Below are 26,566 nucleotides of genomic sequence, written 5' to 3' on the forward strand. Positions count from 1 at the left end.
AGATTAGTGTCCAAAAAGAGCCTAGGTTATTGGTCCTGCACCAATATGAGGCTCTGAATGAATTAGATGATGGGAAGCACAATTGTTTCCCGTCACCTATTGAGGGGATTTTCAAACGAAAGTCCCCTGAATAGATGACAAAGTTCATCGAGTAAACAACTAATGAATTCGCACAAACAGAACAACGAAATGAACATTTAACGATAGACTGGGGGCAGGGTTTCATGAAGTTGTTTGGTGGAAAAAAACAGACGACGGTGCCAGCACATCGTCATGAATCAGTGATTAAAGCGAAGGGTTCTAATTCAACAGCGGGTAGTCAATCTGCTACAGCCACAAAGACGGTGATCCACACAACAGCCCAACTCCAAGATGGTCAAGAAGATAAGCAGGATGCAGTAGCTGCCGAGATTAATCACGATGATGCGCAATCACTGGAGACAGCGGTTGAGGAGCGCCAGCAGCTTGAACAGCAAGTGGACCAATTAAATGAGCAGTATGGCACTGCCCGTGGACACCTACGCTCTAAGTTATTGACGGAAAAGGATTTATTGCGATCACAATCTCGCCGCGTCAATCAGTTGTATGAAGTCGCCAGTGAGCAGCGGAACGCGCACTTTGAGACGTTTGGTAAACTGCAAGCTAAGCGAACGGCTTTGCTGGCGCAGATTAAACAAAATGATGCGCATCGTCAAGAATTACAGAATTCCTGCGATAAACATGCCCGAACGCTACGAATGTTGCAGGCACAGCTGGCCACGGTGAAAAAGGAACGGCAGTCATTGAGTGACCAAGAGCACACGTTAATTGGTGCAATCAACACTCAGTCGAACTTGACGGACATGATGTCTGTAATTAATGATAAACGACAACAGATCACGGCAATTAATGCGCAAGACCATGATCTTAAGCTGACTTTAAGCGGCTTAAACACTAGTGTTGCTCAAGAGCAAACAACTATTAATAAGCTACAGGAACAGGTACGTTCAGCAACTCAACAAGCTGCCGATAATCAACAAATCATTGATTTGAAACATCAAGTTGAGGTGCTGACGACACAATTGTCAGATCAGCAAGCCCAACTGTCGAAAGATGATGAAAAACTTGGCGAACTGCGATCACAAAAGAATGTATTGAGCCAGAGCTTCGATGAACTGGCAGACCGGATGAAATTTTATTTTAACTCCACTAAGGTCATTGATACGTATAACTTTGATCCAAAACGTCACTATGTTTTGTATTCTAATACGTTGCTACCACTGGGCCAGCTTAACGGTGAATTCAGTTTGCAACGCATCGACCAGCTTTTCGATAACACGCGGACGCAATACGATATTCTAACAACTGATTTTAACCGTGAGCTAGGCACGATTTGGGCCACCTACCAAAGTCAGGGGATTTTGCGGCACGCCCATGATTTGATGAATCCGTACTTGGCCATGCAACATGAGGGTCGTCGTCAGCCTCATCAAACAGACATTGTGTTGCCGCTGGATCAAGCGCAGGATTGGCAAGTGGAGGAAGGCACTCGGGAACAACCAGAAAAGATCAAGTCTAAAACAAGTTCGCAAGTCGTCACCTTGCAGTACCGCACGGATCGTTCACTGTCTAGTGTGATGTACTATCAGGATGAGCAGCTTTACAAGATGGCCATTTATGACTCAAAAAATGTGTTATTAGCCACGCAATACGCCGATCCACATGACGCTACTAAAGCTGCTTCGGAGATTTACTACCGGCCAGATCACAGTGTGGCCCTTGAAAAGGTCTACTTTCCGGATCATGTAGTGGTTCAATCCACTGAGGATGCAAAGATCGTGGAACATGCTTTTGATAGTGAGGCATCTTTTTATGAATGGTGGTTAATTTCTCATGCACTAACTTCATGCCAAGATTCTCTGATTATTGGAACCGAAGCACCATTTTTCAAACGGCTATTAAATGACAGTGCCCGCAAATTTGAATTGGTTCCTCTGATCAGTTCAACTGCAGATACCTCATTGATAGATGCGATCATTGCGGATGATTCACCAATTAATAATGTGTTGGTCAGCAACGAGCAGGTTCATCAGTCGTTAATGGACCGGCTGAATCGCGACATGCACATCCAAGTTGTTGACCCAACGGGACTAGTAACGCCAAAGCCGAAACAAAAGAAGGTTAAAACCCGGATTTATATTCCTAAAGTAGGCTAGTTTCAATGAAGTGAAAATAGGTTTTAAAAGGGAGTGCTCATTGTGAGCACTCCTTTTTTGTCGATCATTTATTAAGTGGTTAAAGTTTGATATTATCCATATTTCGGTTTAATAGTCGGCATTTTTATTTGATATTAGTTCGGTAATGATCCAAAAATTAAAACACTTTAGTGAATAATCTAGTCTGTGTTCTAAACCGATTTTAAAATAAGTTAGTTAAGCGGCTTAAATTCGTAATTACCTGGTGCACAATTGATTTAGCTGACACACAATATTATTGGTATACCAATTGTACATACGTGTTTATTAATATTGTGTTTTCGGCATAAATTATAGTTGTACAAGTAGACCATTTGCGTGCTACACTCTGTTTGAAATCAATCGAGGGGATGAATTTTAATGAAAAAAAGGCGACTTATTTACGAGCAATAGTATACTGGGTTGACAAATAACGGGATATAACATTAATAAACATATTTAATAAACTATTTTATATTATTTGCATCCAATGCCAGATTGATTTTATCCATATTTGTTTTTTAGTTGCTTTATCAGTGTTTAATTTCAGGGGGGTTGTTGAAAATGTCACGTAAGAATGAAGAGATTGCAGACACAATAACAAGTACGAAAGAACACTATAAAATGTATAAAGCGGGCAAGCAGTGGCTGTTTGCCGGTATTACTGTTTTTACGTTCGGCGGACTCTTAGCCGGTGGTGAACAAGCCGCAAAGGCCGATGCAACCAGCAGTAATGGTAGCGCTACTGCTGATCCACAAACAGACGCAACGAAGCAAACGAATGCACCGTTGGAATTTTCAACGAGCGTTACACAAACAAATGCCACAGCAAGTGCTGCGCCAGCATCAGTTGCACCTGCATCCGTAGCAGCCAGTCAGTCGTCTGTAAAGACCAGCACAGCTTCTGCGCAAACGACGAATTCACAAGCGTCAACTGCACCTAGCTCTGTAGCAGGCAAAACACAGACCGCACAAACATCAACTGCGCCGACATCTGTGACGAGTCAAGCAAGTGAAGCACAAACATCGACTACATCTACAGCCAGTCAGGTGAAGGATGTTCAGACATCCACGTCACCTGCATCCGTAGCAAGTGCTACGAAGGATGCTCAAGCATCGACAGCGCCTGCCTCTGCGACAAGTGTTGCAAAGGATACACAAACGTCAACTGCGTCAGCATCTGTATCAAGTCAAACAAAGACTGATCAGACCACAAGCCAAGCTAAAAATACAACAACGTCGACAGCTGCGGCATCAACCACAAGTCAAACTAGTGGTACTGCGCAGACGTCGACCGTACCTGCCTCCGCAGCAACAAATACATCAACAGTAACATCACAAACATCAGCGGCTTCCACAGCGCCGACTAAACAGGTGACCACTTTACCCGACAATGCGACTAGTCAACAGGTTGCGGACGCCAAGTCAGCAGCCTTAGCAGCATTTGCCGAAACTGGCACACCACAAGAAATTACCCAGAAAGATGCGGCAGTTAGCAGTGATGCTACTACCTCAGCGGACGTGACTTCGGCTGCAACGACTAGCACGGCTGCTAATCAAGCATGGACTGATTACAGTAAGGTGTTAGCCGCAGCTCAGGCTGAAAAATCTGCCGACTACACTAATGCTTCATATTCGTTGTTGCAAACAGCATTAGCTAATGCTAACGGTATGACGCAATCGGCAGCAAAGACAGCGCTCAAATCAGCCCAACAGCAAATTCAGGCTGCTATTGATAGTCTGATTCCTAACTTGGGGGCTGGCGGTCAAGGACAACTTCAAAACACAATCAGTGCTGATCAAACAAAATACGCAAATACAACAGCTTCTGAATACACAACGGCTGCTTGGAAGACGTACACAGATGCCTTGTCTGCTGCCAATGCGGGTCTGTCTGATTCTGCAACTACAGCGAACACATTCTCTGTTTTGTACAAGAAATTAACTGACGCAACAGCTGGCCTTGAACTCAACAAATCATCTGTATTGTTCACTCAATTAGGAAATGTAATGAGTAGTGCAGCGACTAAGCTGAATAATTCTGGGTCCTATACAGTTGCGTCTATTCAAAATTTACAAACGGCTCAAAACGCCGCCCAGAGGATTTTGGCAGCTTCTGCAGCACAGGACATTCAAACAGCTACACAAAATTTACAAACGGCGTTAGAGGCTTTGATTCCCTCCGGTTCATTGTCTTCATTACAAAACGTCCTTAATACAACTAGCGTTACATATAACGCTAACCAAACAGCTGATGCTACCAAGACTAATTATGCATATGCCGCATACACTAAGAGTAGTTGGGACACATTTGCCAGTGCTTATGTTTATGCTAAAGCAGTTATGAACAATGGTGCGGCTACCCCGGACCAGATTAGTATTTCCAGCTATACTCTTCAGCAGGCGTACCAAAACTTATTGACGACAAAGGCAACGAATCTTCTTTTGAGTGATGCAATTGCAGGTGGTGATCAATTACTGGAAGAAGGTTCAGGTAGTGCGTATGGTTCACAAAGTACACAATCTTTAAAGGATGCCATTTCTGCCGCACAGACCTTGTTGGCAAGTGATGGGACTCCTCTTGCCACCAGCACACCCGATCAATTGAATCAGGCTACTAATGTTATTCAATCTGCAATTAATGGATTGACTACGGCTACTAATTCTGCGTGGAACAACTTGAATAAATATATTCAAACTGCTGATACCCTTTCCGCAGGCGATTATACAGCTGATACATTTGCCACTCTGACAGGTGCACTCAGCAAAGCCAAAGGTGCACTTTATGATGATTCAACTGCTGCTTCATTACAGTCCGATGCTGATTCATTACGAGATGCATTATGGGCGGCAACACCAGCAAACAAAACGATTTCCACTGCCAAAATGGCATTATCGGCGGCAGTTAAAAAAGCTCAAAGCGCGGTTACATCTGAATCAAACTATTCAGTTGACACGTATCAAACATTCGCAATTGCCTTGGCTGTTGCAGAGAAGCTACTTGATAGCGCAAGCATGGATAACACAGCAATGCAGAAAGCCAGTGATAATTTAGTCTTTTACCAAAATAACTTAGTCGCTCCGTTTAAAGCTAGTGGCGGTTCATACAACGGTTCAGTGAACAATATTTCAACTACAGGGGCGCTTGGTGTGCCAGGTCGCGGTTTTGATACGGTCAGCATTGTTAATGGTAGCACGATAACATTTGGAGGTTCGACAAACTTTGTTGGAGTGAATGTAGCTCCAAGCTTTACGTCAACTTGGACATTACCAATTAGCCTAGCACCATTTTTTAAAACAACTAATTGGCAAAAGTATGTCAATCTTGCATATGTTTTAAAGTCTAGTATTAGTTCACTCGGAACAGGAACGAATGTATTACAAGATGGACTAAATCCAGACAACAAGGAACCATTAACAACGGCCCTTGCAAATGGCGACTTTATACTTCGGGTTAGTTACAACACGTTTGGTCAGCCGGTGCTGACGCTTGTTTCGAAGAACTTATCAGCTATTTCCGCACTTCCTTCAGTACAATACTATTTTACGCTGGATATTGGAACATGGTCGAACGAAACAAATCAGTATTTACCGCGTATTACAGGCGATCAAACACTTAATGATGTTACGTATCGTACTGTTATCAATGGACTTACTGGTGCTGTCAGCTTAGGACCGGCGTCCAGCAAGAATCTTGAAAACGCGTTTGCCACTATTTCAGATAGTTCAATCACACCGAACACGCCACAATCTAACTACTCAACGTCTGCAGCCGCTGGTCCAGCCACGTTAATTAATCAGACTCAGAAGTTGGTACCACAATTTGTAGCTACCGATAATTTAACCTCCGCAGTTGTCCAAGGGACCAACACCATTACTGGTAAAGTAACCCTCGATACATCGACAGATATGCCCGGTGATATTTACCAAGTTGTCTTTACTGACACGACCACTGGGGCAACCACGACGGCAAATATTAATAAGTCTGACGGAACTTTTGTTGCCAGCTTTGGAAACACTGTAGGGACCACGACGACTGGATTAAATATTAATACTGGCGATCAGATTACGGCTCAAATTCAACGTGTCAACACGATTAATGGTTACGTTTCACAGGGTACATTAGGCTATGCTAGTGCCAGTGTTCCAGCGGCGCAAACACCGTATGTTTATGTTAATCCAAATGACATTAAGGTTGGTTCAAGTACTATTTCTGGGACAATTTCTAGTTTAATTTCCACAATTACGAAATCTTCTGAAGCTGCTGCGTCTATCACAATGAATAAACCATCGTCTGACGATTTAAATGTTTACACCGTTAGTGTCACGGTTTATAACCCAGATGGTTCGGTTAACGCGCAAACGACGACTCAGGTTGCCAAAGATGGTACTTGGACAACTCAAGTTGGGACACCTTTAACAGCGGGTAAGTATGTTGAAGCAACGGCTCACGTCTCAGTCGGGATTATCTCAGGAAATAACGAAGTGCAACCGACTGGGGTTCAGCTGACTAACTTGAACACGAACGTTTCCGACCCTATCTATGTTGAAGCCAATAAAGATGCTTTGAATACTGCAATCGCAACTGCAGACACAGTTTCACAACAGCAAGGTAGTTATCCACACACCACCGATGTTCAGTGGTCAACACTTGCCGGAGCACTGAGCGATGCGAAAACAGTAACGGCCGATAAGACAGCGACACAGACAACTGTTAATGAAACACTCAAAAAGTTGGATGCTGCAATGACGGCAATCACGTTATCCAAGTCAGGTCTTGAAGACGCAATTAAGGCAGCCCCATTGGCAGGTAATGCTTCAAAATACACGCCAACCAGTTGGAGCAATCTACAAACAGCTTTGGATCAAGCACACGCAGTTGATCAAAATTCAGGTGCAACAGCCGATCAAATTACCAGCGCAACAAATGCATTGTTAGATGCAACAAGTGCTCTTCAGTTTGTCACCGCTGCGACTACGACAAACAATGCCGCTAGTGATGCAACCTCAATGGCTGCTAACGCGAACAGCGATGCAACGCTTGCCACTAGTGGCGCAACGGCTTCTAAGGACGCTGCCAGTGCAGCCAGTCTGGCAGCCTCTGCGGCCAATGATTTGGCTTCAAAGGGCTCCGATGCCAGCGACAATTTGTTAACGGCTGCCGTTAAAGCAACGCAAGCCCAAGAATTAGCTGCCCAAGCGGCTGCGAATGCAATGCGGGCTGCTAATGAAGCGAAAGCTGCTTCACTATCTGCTAGTGCTGCTCAGTCTGCCGCGACTGCAGCCAACACGACAGAATCTAAAGCAATTGCTCAAACCGCGACATCTGCAGCTCAAGAGGCAACACGGAACGCTGCCACAGCTCAAGCCGCCGCTGCTGAAGCAGCTAATGCTGCGCAAGCAGTTCAAGCAGGTTACCTAGCAGCTAAGGCAAATGCAGCAACCGCTGCTGTTAGTGCCGCGGCGTCAACGGCTAGCGCACAGACATCTGCAGCTACTTCCGCAATTGCCGCCGGTAATCAAAGTGCAGCCAGTGCAGCATTAAGTGCAGCCAGTGCAGCATTATCTGATGCTAAGACGAAAGCATCAGCTGCTGACACAGCTACTAAGGCTGCAGCCAGTGCAGCTAGCGATGTTCAGTCTGCTGCAAACGTAGCTGGAGCGCCAGCTAACGCACAATCAAACGCAATTGCTGCCAGTGAAGCTGCTGCAAAGGCTGCAGCCAATTTGAAAGCTGCTAACGATAGTGCCACCGCAGCGTCAACCGGTTACGATACCGCTAAGACGGCCTACACAACGATGACGCCAAGTACCGGTGGCACGACTGGTTCAACCGGCACAACTGGTACAGATGCTAACGGTAACAAAGTAACGACAACATTAAACAGTGATGGTTCAACAACTGCTGTTACCACTGATAAAGACGGGAAGACTATTTCCACGGTCAAGACTAATGCTGATGGCAGTTCCAGCACGACTACACCAAACTCTGATGGCTCAAGTACCACTGTTAATAAGGATAAGGCTGGCAAGGTTGTAACGTCAGCAACAACGACGCCAAATAGTGACGGATCCAGCACAACAGTTGTGACCGATGCTGCTGGTAAGACGGTATCGACAACAACGACCGGATCTGATGGTAGCACGACGACAGTCATTCCAAACAGTGATGGTTCAACGACCACTACGCAACGTGATCCTCAGGGTAAGTTAGTATCCGAAACCAAGAAGAATGCTGATGGCACAAGTGTCACAACAACGCCAAATTCAGATGGATCATCTACGAGTGTAAACAAGGATGCTTCTGGAAAAGTAATTTCGACTACGACCACTGATCCGTTTGGTAACACAGCAACAACGACGCCAATGAGTGATGGCAGCAGCCAGACGGTCTTTAAGGATCCATCTGGTAAGACGTTATCGACCGTTACAAAGGATGCCAACGGTAAGGTTACATCTACTGTTGTTCCGACGAGTGATGGCGGAACGGTTACAACGACGCCAACGAGTGATGGCGGCAGCGTTGTGGTCACCAAGAATGCAAATGGCGACACACTGTCAACTGTTACCAAGGATGCTAACGGCAACATTGTTTCCAAAGCAACAACTGATCCAAACGGTAATAAAGTCACAGCTACGACTGGCTCAGATGGGTCAACAACGACAACCACTGTGGATCCGGCTGGTAAGACGATCTCAACAACGATTAAGGATCCAGCTGGTAATACCACGACAACAGCGGCTGGTTCAGATGGCAGCACAACAATTACGGCCAAGGATCCTCAAGGGACGGTTGTTTCAACAACGGTAAAGAAACCTGATGGCAGTTCAACAGTTACTACACCTGCTAGTGATGGCAGCACAACCGTTGTTACTAAGGACGCCACTGGCAAGGTAACTGCAACAACAGTTACTGGCAAGGACGGTAGTTCGACGACTACCACGCCAAACAGTGATGGCACCGACACTGTAGTGAAGAAAGACGCCAGTGGCAAGGTCATTTCTACCACAACGACCGGCGGTAATAGCGGCAACACAGGGTCGACCACAACAGGTTCAGATGGTAGCACGACAACAACATTGCCTAATGGTGACACGACCACGACTGTTAAGAATTCCGATGGCTCTACTACAGCAACTACTAAGGACCCATCTGGTAAGGTCATTTCCACGACACAAACTGCTAAAGATGGCAGCAAAGTTGTCACTGAAACGGGCTCAGATGGTACTGTGACGACCACAAACATTGACGCAAGTGGTAAAACGACTAGCACGTCAGTTAAGAAACCAACTGGTGAAACGACTACTACAACGGTTGGCAGCGATGGTTCAACAGTAATCGTCACGACTGATCCTAGTGGTAAGACGATTTCAACGGTTGATAAGGATGCTAACGGTAATGTCACGTCTAAAGTAACGACCAATCCGACAACCGGAGAGGTGACAACGGTAACGCCAACCTCTGATGGCGGTACAAAGACACAAATTACGGATTCAAAGGGCAACGTTATCTCAACTGTCACTAAAGATCCGTTTGGCAACACCAGCACGACGACACCTAATTCGGATGGTAGCAGCACAACGGTTAATAAGGATCCTAATGGCAAGCTGATCTCGACCGTGGATACCACGACATCAGGCGCGACTAAGACGACGACGCCAACAGCCAATGGTGGCAGCCAAACAGTCACTAAAGATCCAAATGGTAACGTTACTTCCACTGACGTCAAGAATCCGAATGGCTCGACTGTTGAAACTACGCCAACTTCAGACGGTGGTTCGCAGACTGTTACAAAGGACCCAACTGGTAAGGTAACATCCACAACCACAACGGATCCGAAGGGTAACACATCTACAACCACGCCAACTTCCGATGGCGGCACACAGACGGTTACCAAGGATCCAAACGGCAATACCACGTCGACTACAGTTAAAGACCCATCAGGCAACGTTTCAGTGACTATGCCGACTGACGGCGGTGGCACCAAGACAGTCACGACTGATCCAACTGGTCATGAGACATCTACAACGACCAAAGATCCGTATGGAAACACTTCAACAACGACACCAACTTCAGATGGTGGTACGACGACGGTTACCAAGGATCCAAATGGTAATACCACTTCAACGACTGTTAAAGATCCAAGCGGTAACACGACAACGACCACACCAACTTCAGGCGGCGGTACTGAAACCGTTAATAAGGACCCTCATGGTAATACGACATCTACTGTTCAAACTGGCTCAGATGGTTCATCCATTACGACGACACCAAACAGTGACGGTACGAGTCAAGTTGTGACCAAGGATCCTAGCGGTAAGGTAACCAATACCGAAACCACAGGAACGCCTGCCGCAGATAGCCAGACGACGCAGAATAGTGATGGTACCAGCACAACGGTTACTAAAGATCCGAAGACCGGGACCGTCACCACAACGACTAAGGGTGTCAATGGCAACATCACGGATATTGCAACGAAGAACAGCGATGGTACTTCCACGGACAAACAATTCAATGATGATGGTAGTTACACAATTGTTGATAAAGACGCAAGTGGCAACGTCACTGGTGCAACAGTTGCTGACCGCAACGGTGGTAAGGTTGCGCTCGTTAAGAATAGCGACGGCACAACAACAGCAACGACAACCGATCCAACGGGTAAGGTTACTGGAACTGCCACAATTCCTGCTAAGGGCGGCACAGTTACAGTCGGTGGCAAGACTGCAACGGTCGGTAGTGATGGCACTATGACCGTCGGCGGTCCCGCCGCTGATAGTATTAACACGAACGTTGATCCAAGAGGCGCAGTCACATTGTCGCGGACATTAGTTGATGCTACTGGAGTTTCCGTTGATCCTAAGAATTACTACGACCACACTTCGGCCGCAGGCAGCGGTAGCACCGGTTCGACGGGTACAACAGGGTCAGATGGCAATACTGGTTCGACTGGAACTACTGGATCAACAGGGACAACCGGATCAGATGGTAGCACTGGTTCAACAGGGACTACCCCTGAACCAACGGTTACGCACAATTCAGACGGTTCAACAACGACGACAACTACTGATGCTTCGGGCAAAGTGATTGATGTCGTTACCAAGAAACCGGATGGCAGTTCAACAGAAGTGAAGACAACACCAGCTGGTACGGTCACAATCAATCGTGATCCAGAAAACAAGGTAACTGGTTCAACAATCAGCAATCCAAGTGGCACCAACGTTACGTTTGCTAAGAATCCTGATGGTACTACGACCGCAACGGCTACTGACGCCACAGGGAAAGTCGTTGGCACGCAAGTATTCCCAGCTGCTGGTGGTACTGCAACCTTAAATGGTCAGGCTGTCACGGTTGATCCAGATGGTAGCGTCACTGTTGCAGGTCCTAACAAAGGTGATATTGCAACGACTGTTGACCCGACTGGCCAAGTTAAGTTGTTCAGGTCCCTGGTTGATGCACGGGAAACAACCGTAGATCCAAAGGACTACTACGACAACACGACTTCTGCCGGATCTGGTTCGACAGGCACGACTAACGGGTCTGATGGTTCGAATGGCACCAACGGCTCAAACGGTACTAACGGAACTAACGGTTCAAATGGCACAGCTGGCACTAACGGTACCAACGGATCGAACGGAGCTAATGGTACTAATGGTACAGCTGGCACTAACGGCCTCAATGGGTCAAACGGCACCAATGGCACAGCCGGAGCTAACGGCACCAACGGATTGAATGGTACTAATGGCACAAGTGGTAGCAACGGAGCCAACGGTACTAATGGAGTCGCCGGAGCTAATGGACTCAACGGTACAACTGGTACTAACGGCATCAATGGTACTAACGGAACTAACGGTGCATCGGGCGTCAATGGTGTTCAAACTAACGGTTCCAGTGCTGCTCAACAACCTAGTGAAACGGTGGCACCAGCTACTCAGAAAGCTACTGCAGCCACAACTCAGCCAGCTATCGCTCAACCATTGGCAAACGCAACTGCTAAGTTAGAACCTGAAACTAAGACGACAACGCTCGCGGCTCCAACTGCTAAGAAGGATGCGCAAGTATCTACCAAAGCAGACGGAAATGTTCCTGAGAACAAAGCAACTGCTGCCGCTAACACATTACCGGATACCAACGAATCATCTGCTGGTGTTATGGGATTGCTTGGTGTGGCAACGTTAGCCGCCGGTTCAGCAATGCTGCTTGGCAAACGTCGCAAGCACGAAGTTGATAATTCAGACACTGATGAACAAAAGTAGTAAGTGAACGTGCATTTAAGATGACGGAAAGCAATTTGGCTTCCCGCCATCTATTGAGGAGATTTTCGAGTAAAGTCTCTTGAATAGATGACGGCAAGTCAAAATGTTCAAACGTCAATGTAGTGACATCGTTAACGTCTACTAAGGCGTTTGATGCGAAAAAGCGAATGGCTTTACGAGAACGTTTGAATCGTACTTTTCATCAAGCGAGTTGGGGGAGATAGCTTATGAAACTATTTGGACATGGTAAAAAGGTGACCGATTCAGCAGCACCAACAGCTGTCACATCGGAATCACCAAAGCAGCAAACACCGACTGCTCAAGCGGTCATTCATTCCGCAGCGACGGTTGAACCGACAGATGTCAAAAAGAATGAACATGCGTCAGCACCGGCTCCTGTCGCTAATGAGGACGCGTATCAAAAGTTAACCACTAAGCGTGAGCAACTTGAAAAACATGTTAATCAGTTAAACCAACAGTATGGGGATGCACGTAATGAACTGCGCTCTCAACTACTGACCGAAAAAGATTATCTGCGTGCACAATCGCGAATGGTCAATCACGATTATGACAAACTGGCAAAGCAGCGTGATGCTGACTTTGAAGTCTTTTCGCAGCTACAGGATCACCGTAATAAAGTTGCGGCTAAGCAACAGCGGTTGGTTGCGTCACTGAACGTTACCAAGCAAAAGTTTGCAGAACAATCAACGATTCTAGCTAAGATGAAGGCCCAGTCAGCACAAATCACTAAACAACGTGAGCAGTTAGATAAACAAGAACATAAATTGCTGGATGAGCTTGGTCAGCAAGGTAATTTGAATTCCTTAATGGAAGAAATTGATGCTAAACGCAAGCAAATTTCAGATATTAATGTGCACGATCACGAACTTGAACAAGCTGAAAATGGCATTAATCAAGACATTGTTAAGCAAGAAAAGGCCGTTTCTGTCCTGAATAAGCAAGTTGCAATCCAAGAACAGGCCAACAACAAGGACGATGAAACTGCTGATTTGCAAAAGCAACTGGCCGAAATTGATAAAAAGGTAAGCCAGCAACAGGAAAAATTAACTGCAGATGATGACAAGTTAAAGGCAGTGAAGCAGGAAAAGGCTAGCTTAGGCGAACAGTTTCAACAGTTGACTGACTTGATGAAGTTTTATTTCAGTTCAACGAAGCTCATTGACAATTTTCAGTTTGATCCGGCGCGGCATTATGTTTTCTATTCCAACACGTTGATTCCACTCAGTCAGCTTAGTGATCAAAACGGATTGGAGATTATCGACCAATTGTTTGATAAAACCGATGCTCATTTCGATCTGTTGACGACTGACTTTAATCGGGAACTGAGTGAAATTTGGGATGACTATCAAAGTTCAGGTGTCTTACATCATGCAGGTCACGTTATTAACCCATACTTAGATTTTCAGCGTGATGCTGGCCGGCAACAGCATGCGGATGTCGCATTACCGCTGGATCAAGGTCAGGATTGGCACGTAAATGCTGGTACCGAGGAACAGCCCGAAATGATTCGCTCGGCTAGTGGCAAACAGAGCGTTACCTTGAAATACCGCGCTGACAGATCACTGGAAAGTGTAAGATACTTCCAAAATGACCAACTGTTCAAGATGGCGATTTATGACCAGCAGAATGTCTTGGTAGCGACTCAGTACGTCGACCCACGAGATGCTAAACACGCGGCCTCGGAAATTTACTATCGTCCTGATCACAGTGTCGCTTTGGAAAAAGTCTTTTTTGAAGACCATGTCGTTGTCCAAACGACGGATGCTGGTAAAACTGTGGAACGGACGTTTGAAACTGAAGATGATTATTATGAATGGTGGATTAAGGCACATGCCCTTACACGACCAGAAGATGCGCTGATTATTGATACCGAAACACCATACTTTGAACAGTTGTTGAACGATGATGACCGTCGCTTTGAACTGATTCCGCTGATCACCGACGTTGATAACAAGGCGTTAATCGATCAGATTGTTGCGGATGATTCACCAGTTAACAATATTATTGTCAGTGATGAGGCCGTTCATCAAGTTATTCTGAAGCAGTTGAAGCGCGACATGCATATTATGGTTTTGGATCCGGCTGGCGTAACAAATGAAAAAGCGAAGGCAGCGACCATCAAAACAAGAATTTACATTCCTAAGGTTAGCTAGTTGCTGATTGAATTAGTTAATCCGGGCGGTTTCACCCGTTCAAATGAGGCCGCCTTAAATATCCCCTAATCGATTCGCGTTTAATGGGTCCCCCCACCCAGTAAACGCGAATTTGTATTTAAGAGCACGAAACTTTGACTTAAACAATACTATTAATGATAGAGTCCGCTTACGGTTGCTAACATTGAGACAATGCCGTGGGACCGGTTCGAGCCTTCTGGGGATCGAAGTCTTTCACCTCGCAGTGGAACCTCGTGAACCCCCGTGTCTCCACGACCGTCCGTGTTGTAAATTCGAGAAAAACGTTCGAATTAACAACACTTTCACGGCTTAGTCTCAATGTTAGCGCCCTCCAGCTGATGCCGCCTCAACTTGCCAATATTTGGGCTACGTTAAAAGGAACTGTTTATCGGAGTGGGAGTTAAAGACAGAATTTCGTGTTGACGGCATTTAATATAGCGGCCTTGGCTATTTAGTGCCGTAGGACGACTTCTGAGATGTGCATTTCAGCCCAAAATTGAAGTAGAAGATTTCGAGTTTTAGAAGGCGATATCTGTCGCCACGGAACGGCGTCTTTAGGCAGTACAATGGGCAGAATATTCACCAAAACATAGGCGTTAGCGCTAACTCTAAGGAATGCGAAAGTGGTTAAATAAGAGTAGAGCAATTATCGAAAACGAGGGAGTGACAAGATGATTTATTTCGTTGATTTTTCAATGCCGGAAAAGAAATCTGGGATTGAACATGCCGAGTTAAAACGGTTGTCGTTATTTCGCGATCATGGAATGGCGGCACGTTTGTTGACACGTGATTATAGTCCACGCTTGCACTGGAACCTTAATGAAGCTCAGGTTAGTGATGCAGAAAGCATGAATATGTTTGACTACTTCCAAGGTGCTCTCGCAGCCGCGTCACAACCGTTGACGATGAACGATTTACGTTTTCCTGCTAACCATGAAGGATTGGATATTCAATGGCATGAGGACGAAGGCCGTTTTTATGTTCTCCAAAATGGTCAGCTATATCGGCGTGTCACCTTATTTTCCGGTACACAGCAAGTTAGCAGCGTTCAGCTGTTTGATCGCTTCGGCAATTTGTACCGCATTGACCACTACGATTGTCGTGGCTTCAAAACGATGGAACAATATTATTCACAAGACAATAGGGTTGATATGGAGCGGTATCTGCACTTAGATGGCTCGCCCGCAATCATCCGCTATTTAAAGAATGACGCAGGCGGTAATGAAATTGACAGCCGTTATACACTGGTTGACTATCAAGGCCACGATTATGATTTCGATGGAATGAAAACGTTCCTCCGTTTTTACCTGGATGAAGTTGCTAAACATGATCCGCAGGTCAGCGTCTTCATTTCTGACCGCACGATGATCGACGATTGGTCCATCAGTCATATGACCGCCAAAGCGTATAAAGTCTTGCACTTACATAATTCACAAACGGTTGACGCCAATGATCCTGCCCACGCGGCACTGAACTACAATTATGCGTACGCTTTGCATAACCTTCAGGACTGGGACGCCATCGTAACGGCAACCAAACAACAGGCACAGGATGTAAAAGACCGTTTTAAACCGACGATTCCAGTATTCACGATTCCAGTCGGCATTGTGCCAGCAGCGACACTGTCGATCCCTCATGTACCAATGGCTGAACGGACACCAGGTAAAGTGATTGCCGTGGCGCGAATCGCTAATGAAAAACGGTTGGACGATTTAATCAAAGCAGTTCATCAGGCGCGTGAATCAGTTGATAACGTGACACTGGATATTTACGGCTATGAGAATTCTGAAGATAATTTTGCCGAACCGAAAAAGATTAAAAAGCTCATTAAAGATTTGGATATGGGCAACGTAGTGACATTGAAGGGCTATGTTCCTAATCTGACACCCGTGTATAATTCTGCACAGATATTTGGTTTGACTAGCCGAATGGAAGGCTTTGATTTAGCCTTACTAGAAGCTGTTTCTCATGGGGTGGTTGGCTTGGCCTACGATGTTAATTATGGACCGGCAGAGATTATCGAAAACGGTAAGAATGGTCGGCTAATTGATTTAGGTAATTGGCATCAGATGGCGGACCGGTTAGTTAAAATGCTCAAAAATCCTGTTCGTTTACAAGAGTATAGTGACGCGGCTTACGCCAGTGCTAGTCGCTTTAGCGCCGAATCCGTTTGGAACGCTTGGGTTCAGTTACTTATTGATGCTAATTCTAAAGTTGCGGACAAGGAGGGTTAGACAATGGATTTCTTATTGGATAATCGACTAATTAGTCAAGATAAAGATGTTGCGAAGGAAGCTGTGGACCAGTACAAACTCTTTTTGCCGAGCCATCCGGATGCTCAACTTTTGATTACGCAGTACACACCTGAACTGGCTCGGACTCTGGCGAAAGTAGAAATCAAACCTAACCGCGTGTTAAGCGTCTTCAATTTGCTGCAGCAGGCCGTTCACGTACCGCAAAAGAAGTTAACCAGTGAACAGTTAACCAAAATCCCACCACTTTATTCCGTTTTGCCAAACGGTAAAAATAAGGCCCGTGTTGAAGAAGTCGACGCGCCGTTAGCTCATATCAATTACTATCCTGAAAGTGGCGAACAAGTTGAAAGTGTAGAACACGTTGATCGAGTAGGAAATGTGACATCGATTGACACCTATGATTGCCGTGGCTTTCTATCCCGAACGCGAACTTTTCATCGCAACCATGCATTAGCTACAGAACAATACTTCACAGCGGATGGCACCGAAGCGTGTTTGAACATTTTCATGAATAACGACCAAGGCCAGCTAACCAATACCGTTTGCCGCGTCATGAATTCGCGCGACGAAATTTATGAATATGATAATTTGGACCAACTATTAGGGTTAACGTTAGACCGTTATGCGAAGGAACAGGATGGCGTTCGGATCTACACGAATGAAGCGCATATTATTCCGACGGACATCACCATTTCACCAATTGGATAAACCGATATTTGAGCGCAGACCGCACCAGTAGCATGGTGAGGGCTGTGCTTTGTTTTTACATTTTTGATAATTGAATCGCAGATTAGTAATAAAACATGATAAACTGATAATAATTTGCGAATTTTAACAATAATAAATTCACATCAGTGGAGGCAGGTTAATGGCGAATGTGTTAACGTTTGATTGCTATGGAACGTTGTTAAACGAAGACGGTACCTATAACGAAATTGAACGGCTGGCGGCTCAGATTGGTGTCGACCAGAAGCTGGCACGTCAGCGTTTCATCAGCTATCAGGACGATCGCGATAACATGCATCCGTATATCGACTACGATTTATTGACCCGCAATAACCTGATTCACCTCGATTATCAGTTTGGTCTGGAACATCAGTTTGAACGCTATTACGTCGAGGTTCTTCAAGCTCATCGAGACTTGACGCCCTTCCCCGAGGTTATTGAAACGTTGCAAACCTTCGTTGATCGCGGCTATAAACTTGTGATGATTTCCAATTCATCGTGGGATATAATTCCATTTAATGCCAAGGCGCTACGAGTGCCATTCGATGTTTGGACCGCAGAGGATGTTCATGCCTACAAACCAGATTTGAAGTTCTTCAAGGCGGTTGAGCAGCGTTATCATTTCAATAACAACAATCACGTTCACATTGCGCAGGGCTACGGTAGTGATGTCGTCCCATGTGCTGAACTTGGCTGGGACTGTATTTGGGTCAACCGTGATGGTCGCAAACCTGCTGGTAGTGAACGACCGATGCATGAGGTACGCACGTTGGATGAAGTGACTCAATATTTGGATTAAAGGAGTTTGACATGACAAAGTTAGTGATTGCGACTGGAAACCAGAATAAGGCGAAGGAATATCGAGAGATGTTACCAACTGGATTAGGTGTAGATGTCATCACGCTTAAGGATCTGGAAAATGTTCCTGACATTGTTGAAAATGGAACAACATTTGCTCAAAACGCTAAAATTAAGGCCACTACCATCATGGAACATTTTAAATTACCGGTGTTAGCCGATGATTCAGGACTAATGGTTGAGGCATTAAATGGTGAGCCTGGCGTTCATTCTGCTCGATATGCAGGAGATCATGACGATAAGGCTAATCGTGAAAAACTGTTAAATAAGTTAAACAGTGTGTCAAACCGTGCGGCAACATTTCACACGACAATTTACGCCGTTAAGCCGGACGGGAATGTATTGGAAGTTACCGGCGAGGTTAAGGGGCAAATCGTTGACGCTCCACGTGGTAGTGAAGCATTTGGATACGATTGTTTGTTCCAACCCGATGGTGAGTCGCGGACGTTTGGCGAAATGACCGGTGAAGAAAAAGACACAATCAGTCATCGCGGTCGGGCAATGCGAAAGTTTTTAAAGAGCTTTGACCAGTGGTGGCAGAACTGAGGTAATTATGACAGATCGAGAAGAACAAATTTTATCATGGATCAAACAAAATCCAATGATAAGCCAAAATGAACTGGCAGAATTAGCAGGTATTACTCGGTCAGGCGTGGCAGCTCATATTTCCAATTTGATGAAAAAAGGTTATTTGCGTGGCAAGGGCTATATTGTGACGCCACCGAGTTACGTGACAGTCATTGGCGGAATAAATATGGACATCTTCGGGGTTGCCGATGAAAACGTGGTTGATAAAAGCTCCAATGCTGGCCATGTTTACTATGCGGTTGGAGGACTCGGCCGAAATATCGCACTAAATTTGCGTAAACTTGGTATTCAAAACTACTTCATTTCTGTCTATGGCGATGATAACAATGGTGAACAGTTTAAGGCAGACGCACTGGCAAATGATATGGACATTACGTATTCCAAACAGTTTGCTGATACCAATTCGTCGACTTATTTATATGTCAATCAACCTGGTGGTGATCGTGTGGTTGGACTTGATGATATGAGCATCAACGATCGGATTGCACCGGAGTTTTTGGAAGATCGTGAAGATATGATCAACAATTCGACAGCAGTTGTTATTGATTCGAATCTTCCACAACAGACCATTGAGTGGTTGTACGAACACTGTCAACGACCGATGTTTGCTAAGGCGGTTTCGGTTACCAAAGCTGGCAGACTGTTGAAAGGTATTGGTCATTTAAATACGCTTGTCCTCAATGCGGTTGAATCAAAGACCTTATCTGGGATTGAGGCTAGTGACAAACACACGGCGATTCAATCAGCTCAACGAATAATAGATAAAGGCGTTAATAACGTGTTTTTATATATTGATGAAGTGGGCATGCTTTATCAAGATGAGCGTCATCAGTTATTTTATCCTGAGCAAAAGATTAACCAACGTAATACTAATGGAGCCGGAGCAGCAGCAACGGCAGCATTAGTATGGGCACATAAAAATGAAATGTCATTTGAAGATAGCGGTCAGTTGGCTAATGCTGCTGCATATCTTAGTATGGAGAGCATTCAGGCAGTGAATGAAAATCTGACCCACAGAACGCTCGAACTTAAGCGTCATGAACTGTTTGAGTAAAAATAAAATTTAGTTAGATGAAGACCTTGTAGGAAACTGCAGGGTCTTTTTGTTTGCTCGGAAACGGCGGCCAATGAGTATTGATTATTAATAAAACGGGTCTTTGTGAATAAAAAAATAAATGAAACCTCTAACTGTGTATGTACAAAGGATTTGTCAGTTCAAGCTATGAAAGCGGTAACTATTTTTGTTGACAGGGCGAGACAATGGGTATAAATTCTAAAGTGTCAAATGTTTATGCGCATAAACAAATGTCAGCAAAGGGTGAATTCAAATTAAGGAGAACAATTATGATGAATTATTCACAAGCTGTTTCACCTGACGATTATGTTGTTGTAATCGGTGGCATGAACATGGATATCTTTGGCATGCCAAGTGACAAAGTCGTTGATCGAGATTCAAACCCAGGAATAGTCGGAATGTCGGTTGGCGGGGTTGGTCAAAACATTGCACAAAATTTGGCTCATTTGGAAGTGCCAACGTACTTAATTACCGTATATGGTGATGACTACAATGGTCAATTACTAAAGACATCCTGTGAGAATAATCATATTCATCTAGACTATGCAGAACAGCTAGCGCATCAGCGTTCATCTACCTACATGTACATTACGGATGAAACGGGTGACATGCTTGTTGGTGTGAATGATATGGATATTTGTAAGCAGATCACACCGGAGTTTTTAAAACAGAGATTAGATTTTATTAACGACGCCACGATTTGCCTGTTAGATGCCAATCTTGATCCTTCTACGCTGAATTGGATTGGTGCGCACGTGACAGCCCCATTGTTTGGCGACACTGTGTCAACGATTAAAGCACCTCATTTTGAGGGCATTTTAGATAAAATGACGGTTTTAAAACCCAATGCATTAGAAGCGTCGTTGCTATCTGGCGTTAAAATAACGGATTTGAATACGGCCAAACGTGCTGCAGAAGTTTTGCTTGATAAAGGTATTGCAAATGTTTTCATCTCGATGGGGGCACAAGGAATTTTATGTGCGAATAAAGATGATATGGCGTTTGTTAAACCCTTTAAAACAACGATTGTTAATGCGAATGGGGCTGGCGATTGCGGAATGGCAGCCATAACCTGGAGTTACTTTGATGAACCTGATCGCCCGCTACATGAAATTGGACGAATTGCACAGGCCGCTTCAAGTATCGCTTTAGAAAGTGATAAATCTGTTCCTGATATCAACCCAAAATTGGTTCAACAAAAATTAATGAGTGACACAATTGCAAATTAACGGAGGCAAAAGTAATGATTAAACAAATTTATTCCCTAATTCAGTATGACGAAAGTGTTAAGACAATGGACGCCGGCGCGGACAATATTGGTTTGGTTCCAATGCAAAATGGTGGTGTTCCCGCACATCGCGTACCGCTAGACCGTGTTCGCAAGATCTTTGATGAAGCCAAGCGGCGTGGCGTTACCTCTGTGGCAATCATGCTTACAAATGATCCTGAAGAAATGCTGAAGCTTGGTGAAGAAATTCAACCTGATATCTTGCACATTGCGGGTGACGGGTACGCGGCAGATGAGACGTTTGCCAAACGTTTAAAAGATGTTGCGCCACATACAAAGTTGATGCAAGCCGTATTGGTTGATAATGAATCGGCTATTGACCGTGCCAAGAAGTTTGAGCCGTTCGTTGATTACATTTTGTTGGATTCTGGTCTTGCACATGACACTGGTATTGGTGCGAGTGGTCAAACGCATGATTGGAATATTGATGCACAAATTGTTAAAGCCGTTAATGTGCCAGTCATTGAAGCGGGTGGACTTGGACCTGACAACGTGGCTGATGCGATTAAGAAAATTCGACCATACGGTGTTGATTCATTGACGAAGACAAGTATTAAGTATGAAGGCGGCAACATGGAAAAGGATATCGACAAAGTTCGTGCCTTCTGTGAGAATGCTGACGCTGCTGCCAAAGAATTGGGACTGTAAACCAACGTTAAAATTCTAAGGAAGTTAAGGGAAGGATTGCGTGACAAAAAATCGACTTACCGTTAAAAAAACAGTTATTGCGCTAGTTGGCATTTTTCTGGTTTGCGTCGGCGTGGCCTTTAATAACAACACGCGATTAGGTAATGACCCAGTCGGAATTATTTATGATGGCTTGCGGGCTGCTTTTCACATTCCCCGAGTTCAACTAGGAATGGTTTCCAATGTGTTAAACATTTTTCTGATTTTGCTGCTGTTTCTCGTTGGGCGTCATTACGTAAACATCGGCACGGTGATGTATTTAGTACCATATGGCATGTTTATTACGATTGGTTCGCATCTATATCCACATATATTTACAAATGACGCACTAATTACACGTTTAACTGGCGGTGCGACAGGAATCATCCTGTATTACATCGGAATTAGCTTGTTTGTAGCTGCCGACATAGGTGTTGATCCATTTAACGGATTTATGTTGACCATTCGAGATAAAACAGGCTGGAGCATGCGACGGAGCAAAATGACATTTGATGCTTGTTTAATGCTTGCCGGTTTTTTGATGGGTGGCAAGTTTGGCATTATCACGATTGTCACAGCGTTGACTACCGGGCCAACTATTCAAGCATTGAGTGAATTGATTCAAAAAAGAGTATTTATGGAAAGGACTTAATAAAAGATGGACTTTAAGTTACTTCAAAAAGTTAAAGTTGTCAGCACAGACCACCTCGACGAAACACTGTTAGAAATCATGAAAACAGAAAATTATCGACGCCCACTATTTGTCATGGATCACTTTTTAGCACAGGTAGAAATTGTCCAAGATGTTCAAACCGAGCTACAAGCAAATGGTATTGAATATGCAGTATTTGATAAGGTCGTTTCAGATCCGCCAACTAGTGTTGTTGATGCTGGTGTAGCAGCCTTTAAAGAGCACAAGGCAGATAGCATTATTGCAATTGGGGGTGGCAGCTCGATAGACGTTGCCCGCGGCATTAACATTGTCCGCGTAAACGGTGGAAAAATTTCAGATTATGTAGACCCACAAGTGACCATCAAACCTTGTCCAGGACTAATTGCCGTGCCAACGACATCTGGGACAGGTAGCGAGATGTCTAACGCACTGGTTGTTACTGACGAAACAAGCAAACAAAAGCTGGCAATTCTGGCAGATGATGCGGTTAGTGAATACGCAGTTCTGAATCCTGATTTGTTATTGTCATTACCTAAAAACATGACAATTGCTACAGGATTAGATGCATTCTCTCATGCTGCAGAAGGGTATCTTTCTAAATTGGCTTCACCAGTAACGGATGCTATTTGTGAGAAAGTTATGTTCCTTCTATATAATTACTTGCCACGAGCCGTTAAAAACGGTAATGATCGAGAAGCTCGTGAACGAGTCATGGTAGCGGCAACTTTGGCAGGATGGATGTTAAATAATGCGGGTACCAATGTTGGTCATTCGATGGCACATGTGTTGGGATCTAAATATCATATTGTTCACGGGGAGGCCGTCGCATATGCCTTGCCTGGTGTCCTTCGTTTTGTTGGCCCCGTTATGCCACATAAGGTCAGAGAAATTGGTCAGATTTTAGGTGCTGTTTATCCTGAAAATGCACCTGAGGAACAGACAACCCTAATTGCGGAACGAACTTATAAAGATTTCCGTGATCAGATTCTTGGCTTGCATCCATTTAGTGATTACAAGATTAGCCACGAAGAGTTGGCAACCAATGCAGAGGCCGTTGCATATGAACGCTTTGCAGGTAATACACCACGCGAAGTTACTGTTGATGCGGTTGAAACACTGTTGGCCTCGTACGGGAAACAATAAAACATAGAAGGGTAGTCGGAAATTATGAACTTTGTGTTCTTATTAACCGGGTTAGCACTTGTGTTTGGGATTGGTTGGCTAATTAGTAGCAACCGTAGAAAAATTCGGTATAAATCAATTGGAATTTTGTTTGCATTGCAGTTAATCATTTCGTTTTTATGTTTGCATACGTCAGGTGGGGTTAAAACACTAGCTGGAATTTCGTCATTCTTTAACTGGCTAATGGTTCAAGCTGCCGGTGGGGTTAATTTCGTCTTTGGCGGATTGGTTATCAAACCCGGTGGTTCCGTGTTCTTCCTCAATGTTTTGATGCCGATTGTCTTTATTTCTGCCTTAGTTGGTATTTTGAATTACATTAAGGTATTGCCATTCATTATTAAGTGGACCGGTTGGGCATTAAACAAGGTTGCCGGGATGGGCGAACTTGAAAGTTACTTTGCCGTTTCCACCGCTATTTTGGGACAACCAGAAGTATTTCTGACTGTTAAAGATCAGATTCCCAAGTTAAACGAACAGCGCTTATATACCATTTGTGCGTCAGCCATGAGTGCTGTATCAGCTGCCATGTTGGCATCATATATGAAAATGGTTCCTGGTAAATTCGTTGTGGTTGCCGTCTTTTTAAACATTTTATCGGCACTAATTATCTCTTGTATTGTTAATCCATATGAAACGGAATCAAACGATGAACTCGTTCAAATCTCTAAAGGAAACAAAGAACCATTTTTCCAAGTTTTGGGTAATTACATTGTTGACGGTTTTCAACTAGCAATCACTGTTGGTGCAATGCTAATTGGGTTTGTAGCGTTGGTTACCTTCCTAAATAACACGTTCTTAGCTCTATTTAACGTCAGCTTTACGACACTTATTGGGTATGTGTTCGCACCTGTTGCGTTCTTAATGGGTGTGCCAAGTCATGACATTATTAAAGTTGGTAGCCTGATGGCAACGAAACTAATCACCAACGAATTCGTGGCCATGGGTACATTACATGGCATGACAGCCAGTTTGAGTGCGAAAGCTACGGCTATTATTTCTGCTTATCTTGTGTCATTTGCAAACTTTGGCACAGTTGGTATTATCACTGGTTCAATTAAGTCCATTAGTGAAGAACAAGGTGCCTATGTGGCAAAGTTCTCAATGAAGCTACTTCTCGGTGCAACACTGGCCTCCGTTTTGACTGGTACAATCGTCGGTTTGTACTTTTAAATAGACAATCTAGATAGGTGATTTTGATGAAGACGATAAAATCAAAGCTTGTAACGACAGTAATGATGACCATTGTTTTATTTGTCAGTAGTAATTGGCTAGTCACTGTTGGGCATTCACAGGGGCAGACGACGGGGATGCTGATTAGATCTTCGGCTTTCGTGATTTTGTTATATGCGTGGGCGCTTGTTCGTTTGCTGAGTATGAAGAGGTTTGCCAAAGCGTTTATGATATTTGTAAATACAGTCTACCTTATGGGATTCGTAAGCATTATTGCGGTCGCTAGTACAAAGTTGACAGGTTTCATACAAATTAGCGCAGTATTGATTGCCATTATTGGTTTATTGGCTTGTTTAATCATCTTCTACTTAATCAAAAAATATCCGCTAAACGTAGTTAACAAGGTAAACTAGACATAGGTAACCTGAAAGGAGTTTGACATGACAAAGATTATTTTAGATTGTGACCCTGGACACGATGATGCTTTAGCAATGACTATGGCGATTGCCTCGCCAAAGATTGAATTAGCAGCCGTAACGACTTCAGCGGGGAATCAAACACCGGAAAAAACGCTAAACAATGCCATGCGGATGTTAACGTTAATGCATCGTGAGGATATTCCTGTTGCTGGCGGAAACCGGACACCATTAGTTAACAAGCTTGCAACGGCTGGTAATGTTCACGGTAAGACGGGACTGGACGGTGCGGAACTACCAGACCCAGATTTCAAACCACAGAATATGACGGCGATTGAATTAATGGCGAAAACCATTAGGGAGAGCGATGAGAAAGTTACGCTGGTTGTGACTGGACCGATGACAAATGCTGCCTTGTTCTTACGCGTGTACCCAGAACTTGCTGACCGGATCGAACAAATTGTTTTCATGGGTGGCGCTATGGGGTTAGGAAATTGGACCCCATCCGTTGAGTTCAACATTTATGTGGACCCTGAAGCCGCAAAGATTGTGATGAATGCTGGCATTCCTTTGGTTATGGCACCGCTTAATGTTACACATCAAGCGCAGATATTGAAGGATGAAATTGAGTCCATTGACGATATTAAAAATCCTGTTGCTCATGCCTTTCGTGGTTTACTTGATTTCTTTGAAATCTATCACGAAAATCCCAAATGGGGATTCAAAGGTGCACCACTACATGACCCGTGTACCATTGCTTGGCTAATTGATCCAACACTATTTGAAAGCGAACAGATGAACGTCGATGTAGAAACACAAGGTGAACTAGTTAAGGGTGAAACGGTCTGTGATTACTATGAACTGACCGGTAAACCGAAGAACACTAATGTGTTGTTAAAGGTTGACCGTGAGCGGTTTATTAAGCTGATTATGGATTCGCTAAGGGCTTTTGATGATTTGAAGTAGGCGTTTGAAACTAAAAATGCATTGTTGCTACAAATTTCTTT

At 44.4% G+C, this 26,566-nt stretch carries 15 protein-coding genes; all 15 read left to right on the plus strand.

What is annotated here, in order from left to right; all coding sequences use genetic code 11:
• Positions 1 to 224: 224 nt before the first annotated feature.
• The 15 genes from LDK34_RS02235 to rihA all read left to right on the plus strand — a co-directional run bounded on the left by LDK34_RS02235 (position 225) and on the right by rihA (position 26,525).
• A complete protein-coding gene (locus LDK34_RS02235; RefSeq protein WP_236941414.1) occupies positions 225 to 2,195 on the plus strand; it encodes a coiled-coil domain-containing protein in 1,971 nt (656 codons plus the stop codon).
• A 582-nt stretch (positions 2,196 to 2,777) separates the two neighbouring features.
• Complete coding sequence (locus tag LDK34_RS02240) at positions 2,778 to 12,467, plus strand: KxYKxGKxW signal peptide domain-containing protein (protein WP_236941415.1); 9,690 nt, start codon at positions 2,778 to 2,780, stop codon at positions 12,465 to 12,467.
• A 227-nt stretch (positions 12,468 to 12,694) separates the two neighbouring features.
• A complete protein-coding gene (locus tag LDK34_RS02245; protein ID WP_236941416.1) occupies positions 12,695 to 14,641 on the plus strand; it encodes a coiled-coil domain-containing protein in 1,947 nt (648 codons plus the stop codon).
• Positions 14,642 to 15,333: 692 nt separating this feature from the next.
• Entirely contained in the window at positions 15,334 to 16,896 is a 1,563-nt protein-coding gene (asp1, locus tag LDK34_RS02250) for an accessory Sec system glycosyltransferase Asp1 (RefSeq protein WP_236941417.1), read from the plus strand.
• 3 nt (positions 16,897 to 16,899) lie between these two features.
• Positions 16,900 to 17,625 carry a glycosyltransferase family protein gene (locus LDK34_RS02255; protein WP_236941418.1) on the plus strand — a complete coding sequence of 242 codons (726 nt, stop codon included), beginning with the start codon at positions 16,900 to 16,902 and terminating at the stop codon, positions 17,623 to 17,625.
• A gap of 160 nt (positions 17,626 to 17,785) precedes the next feature.
• Complete coding sequence (locus LDK34_RS02260; protein WP_236941419.1) at positions 17,786 to 18,442, plus strand: HAD family hydrolase; 657 nt, start codon at positions 17,786 to 17,788, stop codon at positions 18,440 to 18,442.
• Between the two features lie 11 nt (positions 18,443 to 18,453).
• Positions 18,454 to 19,047 (plus strand): RdgB/HAM1 family non-canonical purine NTP pyrophosphatase, encoded by a 594-nt coding sequence (gene rdgB, locus LDK34_RS02265; protein ID WP_236941420.1) that lies wholly within the window; start codon positions 18,454 to 18,456, stop codon positions 19,045 to 19,047.
• A gap of 7 nt (positions 19,048 to 19,054) precedes the next feature.
• Positions 19,055 to 20,143 carry a PfkB family carbohydrate kinase gene (locus tag LDK34_RS02270; RefSeq protein ID WP_236941421.1) on the plus strand — a complete coding sequence of 363 codons (1,089 nt, stop codon included), beginning with the start codon at positions 19,055 to 19,057 and terminating at the stop codon, positions 20,141 to 20,143.
• A 290-nt stretch (positions 20,144 to 20,433) separates the two neighbouring features.
• A complete protein-coding gene (locus LDK34_RS02275; RefSeq protein ID WP_236941422.1) occupies positions 20,434 to 21,393 on the plus strand; it encodes a PfkB family carbohydrate kinase in 960 nt (319 codons plus the stop codon).
• A gap of 14 nt (positions 21,394 to 21,407) precedes the next feature.
• The gene (locus tag LDK34_RS02280) at positions 21,408 to 22,100 is read left to right on the plus strand and encodes a phosphoribosylanthranilate isomerase (protein ID WP_017263033.1); all 693 of its coding nucleotides are present in this window, start codon (positions 21,408 to 21,410) and stop codon (positions 22,098 to 22,100) included.
• Between the two features lie 40 nt (positions 22,101 to 22,140).
• Positions 22,141 to 22,770: a YczE/YyaS/YitT family protein gene (locus tag LDK34_RS02285; RefSeq protein WP_161003471.1), complete on the plus strand. Its 630-nt coding sequence runs from the start codon at positions 22,141 to 22,143 to the stop codon at positions 22,768 to 22,770.
• Between the two features lie 6 nt (positions 22,771 to 22,776).
• Positions 22,777 to 23,934: an iron-containing alcohol dehydrogenase gene (locus tag LDK34_RS02290; protein WP_236941423.1), complete on the plus strand. Its 1,158-nt coding sequence runs from the start codon at positions 22,777 to 22,779 to the stop codon at positions 23,932 to 23,934.
• Positions 23,935 to 23,958: 24 nt separating this feature from the next.
• Entirely contained in the window at positions 23,959 to 25,143 is a 1,185-nt protein-coding gene (locus tag LDK34_RS02295; RefSeq protein WP_161003469.1) for a NupC/NupG family nucleoside CNT transporter, read from the plus strand.
• Positions 25,144 to 25,169: 26 nt separating this feature from the next.
• The gene (locus LDK34_RS02300; RefSeq protein WP_236941424.1) at positions 25,170 to 25,556 is read left to right on the plus strand and encodes a hypothetical protein; all 387 of its coding nucleotides are present in this window, start codon (positions 25,170 to 25,172) and stop codon (positions 25,554 to 25,556) included.
• 27 nt (positions 25,557 to 25,583) lie between these two features.
• On the plus strand, positions 25,584 to 26,525 hold the full coding sequence (rihA, locus tag LDK34_RS02305) for a pyrimidine-specific ribonucleoside hydrolase RihA (protein ID WP_236941425.1): 942 nt from the start codon (positions 25,584 to 25,586) through the stop codon (positions 26,523 to 26,525).
• The last annotated feature ends 41 nt before the right edge of the window (positions 26,526 to 26,566 follow it).

Origin of the sequence: Furfurilactobacillus milii, from assembly GCF_021654115.1 — a bacterium.
Taxonomy (GTDB): domain Bacteria; phylum Bacillota; class Bacilli; order Lactobacillales; family Lactobacillaceae; genus Furfurilactobacillus; species Furfurilactobacillus milii.